6 protein-coding genes and 2 pseudogenes are annotated in these 6,600 nt (G+C 61.0%); 4 read left to right on the plus strand and 4 right to left on the minus strand.

Features of this window, described 5'->3' with window-relative positions; translation table 11 throughout:
• Nucleotides 1–279, plus strand: a 279-nt coding sequence (locus QJT78_RS47240; RefSeq protein ID WP_281460726.1) for an integrase core domain-containing protein, incomplete at its 5' end; no start/stop codon positions are given.
• A 56-nt stretch (nt 280–335) separates the two neighbouring features.
• On the opposite strand, the gene QJT78_RS47245 is transcribed toward QJT78_RS47240, so the two are convergent.
• The gene (locus QJT78_RS47245) at nt 336–1,367 is read right to left on the minus strand and encodes a condensation domain-containing protein (protein ID WP_281460727.1); all 1,032 of its coding nucleotides are present in this window, start codon (nt 1,365–1,367) and stop codon (nt 336–338) included.
• On the opposite strand from QJT78_RS47245, the pseudogene QJT78_RS47250 reads away from it, so the two are divergent.
• The 3 genes and pseudogenes from QJT78_RS47250 to QJT78_RS47260 all read left to right on the plus strand — a co-directional run.
• A pseudogene (locus QJT78_RS47250) lies at nt 1,313–1,632 on the plus strand (transposase); the annotation flags it as partial. The gene QJT78_RS47245 and the pseudogene QJT78_RS47250 sit on opposite strands and share 55 nt — an antisense overlap.
• Before the next feature lie 970 nt (nt 1,633–2,602).
• A complete protein-coding gene (locus QJT78_RS47255) occupies nt 2,603–3,220 on the plus strand; it encodes a response regulator (protein WP_281460731.1) in 618 nt (205 codons plus the stop codon).
• Nucleotides 3,221–3,890: 670 nt separating this feature from the next.
• Entirely contained in the window at nt 3,891–4,112 is a 222-nt protein-coding gene (locus tag QJT78_RS47260) for a hypothetical protein (protein WP_281460728.1), read from the plus strand.
• 550 nt (nt 4,113–4,662) lie between these two features.
• On the opposite strand, the gene trbI is transcribed toward QJT78_RS47260, so the two are convergent.
• The 3 genes and pseudogenes from trbI to QJT78_RS47275 all read right to left on the minus strand — a co-directional run.
• Nucleotides 4,663–5,967, minus strand: a complete 1,305-nt coding sequence (trbI, locus tag QJT78_RS47265) for an IncP-type conjugal transfer protein TrbI (protein ID WP_281460729.1) — start codon at nt 5,965–5,967, stop codon at nt 4,663–4,665.
• 12 nt (nt 5,968–5,979) lie between these two features.
• On the minus strand, nt 5,980–6,432 hold the full coding sequence (trbH, locus tag QJT78_RS47270) for a conjugal transfer protein TrbH (RefSeq protein WP_281460730.1): 453 nt from the start codon (nt 6,430–6,432) through the stop codon (nt 5,980–5,982).
• Nucleotides 6,433–6,434: 2 nt separating this feature from the next.
• Nucleotides 6,435–6,600, minus strand: a pseudogene (locus QJT78_RS47275) (P-type conjugative transfer protein TrbG); the annotation flags it as partial.

Below are 6,600 nucleotides of genomic sequence, written 5' to 3' on the forward strand. Positions count from 1 at the left end.
CCGTACCATCCTCAGACCCAGGGAAAGATCGAGCGCTGGCATCAGACGCTCAAGAACCGCATCCTGCTCGACAATTACTACCTACCCGGTGATCTCGAACGTCAAGTACGGTCCTTCGTCGAACACTATAATCACCTCCGCTATCATGAGAGCATCGACAACCTCACGCCGGCCGATGTCTACTTTGGCAGGGCTGAGGCGATCCTCGCAGAACGAAACCGCATCAAGCGCGACACCATCGCAAACCGCCGCTTGCAGCATCAACTGCAGGTCGCTTAAACTCTAACCCTGATGAGCCAGAGCCTCCCTTCTCAAAAAGCCTGACCAGTCTCAAATTATCTGACGACGGACAGCTGGGTCAGCAGGAAGACGTGTTCCTGATCCGACATCCGCACCAGACGCCCGCGGATCAGCGGCCCGCGCGCAAGATCAAACGGCGTGCGCTCCTCTTCATGGCACAGATCCAAAAGTGCCGCTTCCGCATCCGGCCTGTGCCGCAGATCGTGCTCAAGTACCGGCAGTCCCGCATCCGGCGGCAGGACCTCAACTCGGGGCTTGCCCTCCGGTGCGACAAAGATACTGCGCAGCGCCTCGTGACGGGCAAACAGACGGTCAAGGCTGCGCTGCCAGGCGCTTCGGTCGAGCACCCCGCGCAGCCGCAAGGCCAGCGGAATGTGATAGTGCGTGCTGCCTTCGTCCAGCTGCGCCAAAAACCATAGCCGCTGCTGCGCAAACGACAGCACAAGCGGCTCATGACGCGACACGGCCGCAATCGGCGGCAGGTCTTGGGGACCGGAGCGGCTCAACACCTCGACGATGCTTGCCGCCAGATCGGCCAGCACCGGCCTGGCGAACAGCGTCGACAGCGGCAGTTCGACCCCAACAGCCTGTGACAGCCGGCTCGACATCTGCACGGCCAGCAGCGAGTGGCCGCCCAGTTCGAAGAAGTGGTCGTTGCGCCCAATGCGCTCGACACCGAGAAGCTCGGCCCAGATCCGCGCCAGCGCCGTCTCGATCGCGCCCTGCGGCGACTCATAGGCCGCCAGCGCATAGGCCTTATCGGCCGGCGCCGGCAGCGCGTTCCGATCGAGCTTGCCGTTCACCGTCAGCGGAAGCGCCGCGAGCCGCACGAACGCACTCGGCACCATGTAGTCCGGCAGCCGCGCACTTAAGTGCGCGCGCAAGGCGCCCGCAAGCCCGCCTCCATCGCCCTCGTCCGAGCCGGCCTCGGGCGCGCAGACCACATAGGCGATAAGATGCTTGTCGCCGGCGCCGTTCTGGCGCGCCACCACCACCGCCTCGCGCACCCAGGATGGTGACTGCGCCGATGCCGGCGCAGCCCTTGCCCGGCAGCGTCGCCACGCCATCAACTCTGGCGCTCGTGCTCGCCAACAAATTCGTCGACGGCATGCCGCTGTATCGGCTGGCGGACGCACCGGCGCGCGCCAATGTCAGCATCAGTCGCGGCGCACTGGCAATTGGGTGATCCGCTCAAGCGAATTGCACCTGCAGCGGGTGTATGACGCCCTGAAGCAAAAGCTCAGGTCGCAGCCCCTGATCCACTGTGACGAGACCTGGGTCCAGGTCCTCAAGGAGGACGGACGGGACGCGCGGACCAAATCGTACATGTGGGGGTAGCCCCGATGGCCCGGCGTCACATCGCGCCGCGGCCAACTGCGCGCATAGCCCGTGCGCCAAAATCCGCGCTTACCGATGATGACAACTCGCAAGCGCGTAATGCAAGAGATCGGTTTGCTCGAACACGGCAAACTGGAGCAATCTGATTTCATGAAAAAGATTACCGAAACGCGTGCTCCACCAGGGTTGGTACGCCACCCTGTCAATTGATCAAGCCCCGCTGCACGTCGATAGCCCTCTCGAAGGCTCTCGGCATGCGCTTTCGCTTTGCCTTCAGTTCGGGCACCAAGGACGAAGACCTTGTTCGCACGTCTACATCATCGGTAAAACGGGTACCGGAAAGTCGACTTCGATTGAGACGATGGGTCTCCAAGACCTTGCGTGAGGTCGTGAAAATGCCTCATCGATCCTCATGGCGCTCTTGTTGAGCGCTCGCAGCCTGCACGCAAAAGGTGCCGGACCTAGAAGAGATCGACCTTTAAATCCGGCCGCTCGCTCCCACGGATGGTAGCGGTCAGCGCTTGCACCCGCCGATTGTATTCTTCGCGCGATCGTCCTCGAACTGCATTCGAAAGACGAATTGCCTCTTATCGTGCCAAATGTTCTAAACTATCCCGCCAGAGAGCGGCTAGGACGTTTAATCATGGCTCATCAAGTGTGGACGCTCAGCCACGAAGTTTGTTTTTGGTACCATTGCGCTGGGGCTGGTGACGCTTGCGGCGTCGGGATCCCCGACGACGACACGGACCAGGTATCTAACCTCTCCTTCACCACCAAATCGAGCTGTCTCGGAATGGGGCTGCCGATCTGATGGTCATGGAGGAAGCCTATCTATTCTCCCGCAGGTGGGAGGCGGGCACAACATTCAATTCGTTCTGCCGTTGCAAAAGGAGGTCGTGTTGTGACCGCGCACTCTGAGTCGCCGCCCAAAGAAGCGAAGGCTGAGGAGCCGCTCGAAAAGGCGATTGTCTTCGTCATCGACGACGACTCCTCGATGCGTCGTTCGCTCACAAATCTTTTTCAATCGGTCGGCCTGGACGTTGTTGCGTTCGGATCGGCCCAGGAAATGCTACAGGGCAGGCGTCCAGCTGCTGCCAGCTGCCTCGTCGTTGACGTCAGGCTGCCAGGATTGAGCGGCCTCGACCTCCAGAGTGAAATGATCAAATTGAACCTTCAAGTTCCGATGATTTTCATCTCTGGCCATGGCGACATTCCGATGACTGTCAAAGCCATGAAAGGTGGAGCGGTCGATTTCCTCAGCAAGCCGTTCCGCGATCAGGAGCTGCTCGATGCCGTGGTCGCCGCGACCGACCGGGATCGCAAGAGGCGGGAGCTTGAAAAGACGGTTGCCAAGCTGCGGTCCTCGTTCGAAACGTTGACCACCCGCGAACAGGCGGTGTTGAAACTGGTTACAGCTGGCCTGATGAACAAGCAAATAGCTGCAGAACTCGGGCTCGCCGAGATCACGGTTAAGATCTATCGCGGACACGTAATGAAGAAAATGGGCGCACGGTCGTTGGCCGATTTAATCCGAATGGCTGAGACTCTGAGAGTGCATGCCAACCGCCCCGCACCAGCCTAAGTATTTTGCTGTTTCATCTTCTCAAACCACCTTGGTCCAGGCGGCCAAGCGTCTTTCCGGCATGACGTTTTGTCACGCCTTCGGTCTTTTCAATGGCGGCGCCAATCGGGATGCGCTCGCTCGACTTGCAGGTAATTCGAACTGAGCGCATGCGCCCGGTCGGTTCAGCGGCCATCAGCGGCGTACGGTGCAGTGCTTGGTGAAGAATTGGGGATCAAAGGCCGCTCGACAGCTCATCAGCAGCACAGAAATCAGATTATCGGTCCAAGCTTCGCGTCTTGGTATCTAATCGCGACAGGTTCTTTCGCCGAATCATCGCAAGCCGCTTTCTCGCTACGGCGCTCTGGAGGGCGCGCTTCGCGAGCGGCTTGCTGGGACTCGCGGCAGCTGATGAAGACACTAGGGTGCGCTTCGGTAACATTGTCATCTGAGGCAATATGAGGAGGCAGTTTTCCATGGCGCGCGACAGTAAACGTTGGAAAGCGCAAAATTGAGAACGGCTTCGTGCTTGTAGGCAAACCGAATACGCAAAAGCGCGGGCGGCGAGAGCAGCGGCGCGCGCCACCACCCCCCCGCGCGAAGCGGAGCTAAAGCGGGCGCGATCGACCCGACGCAGGATAGCGCGGGCAGAATTGATAAAAGCCAAGCCGTGGCTTGCCCCGAGCCTGACGTGGCGCGACAATGGGCGCTGCGTTATCGGCGCGACCAGGCCTTCAATGCATACGAGCGGCATCGCAATCGGCTCAAGAAGAAGTGGCGCGGCAATTACGACCAATTGCTGCGCGTGGCGATCCGGCGCGACGGGCGTTCCCTCAAAGGTGGAAGCGATACTGCGCCACAGCGCTGCCGACCTATGGCGTCCATCTCGAACGCCAATTCACCAGAAGCATGAGTAAGCGAGCCTTTCTCGATGGCGCTATCCACATCGACCACATTATCCCACTCTCGATAGCCAAGCCGTCCCTCGCTGCGCTACCACACTTTGACCGGGTCCTACCGGGATCGGATGGCCGGCGGGATCGCCGGACCGCGAACCTTGCGCATATCAGGCCCTTTAGGTTTTCGGTTTTGATTGAGCCCCGAAAGCGCGGGAAACGGCCAATAAACCGGGAATTCGGCTCTCGAATGGACGCTTCGATCGATAAAGCCGCCATCGGCTTGTGGCCCATGGGGCGAGTGCGGCCTTGATTAGCGCAATCGCGCCAGCAGTGTTTGTCAGCAAGCAAGAGGGGCGGCTAAGGCCACGAGGTACGGACGTGTAGAGGGCCGCCCCTCAAGACTGCGGTAGGGCCCATGCTGGGGGCTCTCTACCGAATTCATGAGGTGCCATACAGACGCACCCAGGGCAAGCGGAGCATACATCCTGCCGCGGCTCCGGCCTCGTCAGCTTCTCGAAAGCTTGCGCCGCCACTTCTAGAGTGCGCGCGCCGTATCGTCGTATCTTAGGGACGATAGTCTCCGGGAAACACCATGTCCTGGTCGACGAGGACGTTGAACATATAGCCTGGTCGGATCTCCAGTGTGGGTTGGACGTTGATGTTCTTGCTGATCGTCTGTTCGACGACCCGGCCAAACGTCTCGGCAAAGCTGTTTCGTGCGGAGTCGGACGGCGTCTGCCGATACCCATACGGCGAACCCGCCGGCACCGACATATCGATGCCGGCACCGATCGCGGCGAGCAGGATCGCGGAGCCGAACACCTGGACATAATGATTGTCGACCTGGTCGTTGAAGCCACCATAGCCTTCGGCATCGGTGCCGGCCATGCCGCCGATCTGCAACGTCGAGCCGTTCGGGAAGATGATGTCAGTCCAGACCACAAGGATGCGGCTTTGTCCGAATGCAACCTTGGAATCGTACCGACCCAGGAGTTTGGCGCCCTGTGGGATCAGCAGCTGATGGCCTGTGGCGCTGTCGTAGACGTTTTGGCTGACCTGGGCGGTGATGCGACCGGGAAGATCGGAATTGATGCCGGTGATCAGCGTCGCAGGAATGACGGAGCCGCGTTTCAATTCGTAGGCGGATGTCGGCGTGACCACCTTGTTGGGGAGGTAGCCGAGCTTCTTGAGGTCCGCATTGAAGAACTCCTCTTTCGCCGATTGTCCGTTCGGATCGATGTTCTGCGTACTGAGGCCGCCGCGAAGCGCCGCCGCATAAAGGTCGGACGCCCCGCGTGCAGGACCGGGTGTCATGGTCCTCTGAGACGGTGCTGCAGTGCTCATGGGAGCGCTCGACATTTGCAGCTTGCCGAGATTGACGGCGAGCGGTGAATCATAGGCGGCATCGCTCGCCTGCACGCGGGCCATGCGCTGGCGTTGCCGCTCGCGCAGATACTGCTCGTGCGCCTCCCGGTCGAGACGCGCTCGCCACAGCGCTTCCGACTCGAGCTGCGAGCCGCCCAGCTCTGCCTGATGTTGGCTGGCGAAGGGATTATTTGCAGGTTTTGGTGTTTCGAGCTGCGGCGGTGCCGGCTGGAATGTCTGTGCCTCCTGTTGATCGCCGATGATGCCGTTGGAGACACCCTTCTTCAGTTGATCTGCATAGGTCGACGCCGGGTTGGAAGAGGCGGTGTCGACGCCGGCGGGGCGACGGAAGTACAGGCCGCGCGAGGTCAGGCCATAGAAGATGACGGCGAAGAAGACGATCACTAGCACGATGGTGACGATGATAGGCAGTCGGTTCAGGCGGCGAATTCCTCTCGCCTCCTCTGCCTCCGGACTGCCGCCGAGCTTCAGGGATTGCACCATGACCGCCCTCTCCTAACCGCGCTGCATGACGGAGAGCGGGCTGGCCGGCGATGCTCCGGAGGCCGTCGCGGCATAGGCGCGGCCGAGTTCGACGCTGCCGGTCGACAAGCGCGCCAACACCTGACCGTTGTAGGACTCGATCACATAGGCGAGCGGAATGGTTCTCTCGCCGCCGGTCTTTTGATCGGTCGCGACCGCGTATCCCCAATTCTTGAGCGACGTCTCCAGCGCCTGGCCGAAGGGCGTGCCGTCGGGCTTCAGGATGATCGTGCCAGAGCCGGGCCTGACCTGCTCTGCGAGTTTCGTCACCATGTCGCCGGCGATCGCCGAGGCTGCGGGACCTGACAGATCTGATGGCGCCGAACTCGCGACCAGGGCACCGCCGCCGAACGACGCGCATCCCGCGAGCGGCAGGCCGAGCAGGCAGAGAAGGAGGAGCCGAGGCATCGAGGAGGCCTGCCGCATGATCAGCCTCCCCTCCGAATCGTCACCTTGTCCTGGTTCCAAAAGCCGACGCCGGACACCAGAATGGCGGTGTCGATCTGATAATCGACCACCATCATGTCGCCCTTCAGCCGGTAGTTGACGATGCGGTTCTGGCCGCCCGACACCACGAACAGGACCGGTGCATCC

Source organism: Bradyrhizobium sp. Mp27 (assembly GCF_029953005.1).
Lineage (GTDB): Bacteria > Pseudomonadota > Alphaproteobacteria > Rhizobiales > Xanthobacteraceae > Bradyrhizobium > Bradyrhizobium barranii.

Coding starts and splice junctions, on each gene's coding strand:
- QJT78_RS47245 (WP_281460727.1), bottom strand. CDS start 1,367: ATGGCGTGGCGACGCTGCCGGGCAAGGGCTGCGCCGGCATCGGCGCAG.
- trbI (WP_281460729.1), bottom strand. CDS start 5,967: ATGGTGCAATCCCTGAAGCTCGGCGGCAGTCCGGAGGCAGAGGAGGCG.
- trbH (WP_281460730.1), bottom strand. CDS start 6,432: ATGCGGCAGGCCTCCTCGATGCCTCGGCTCCTCCTTCTCTGCCTGCTC.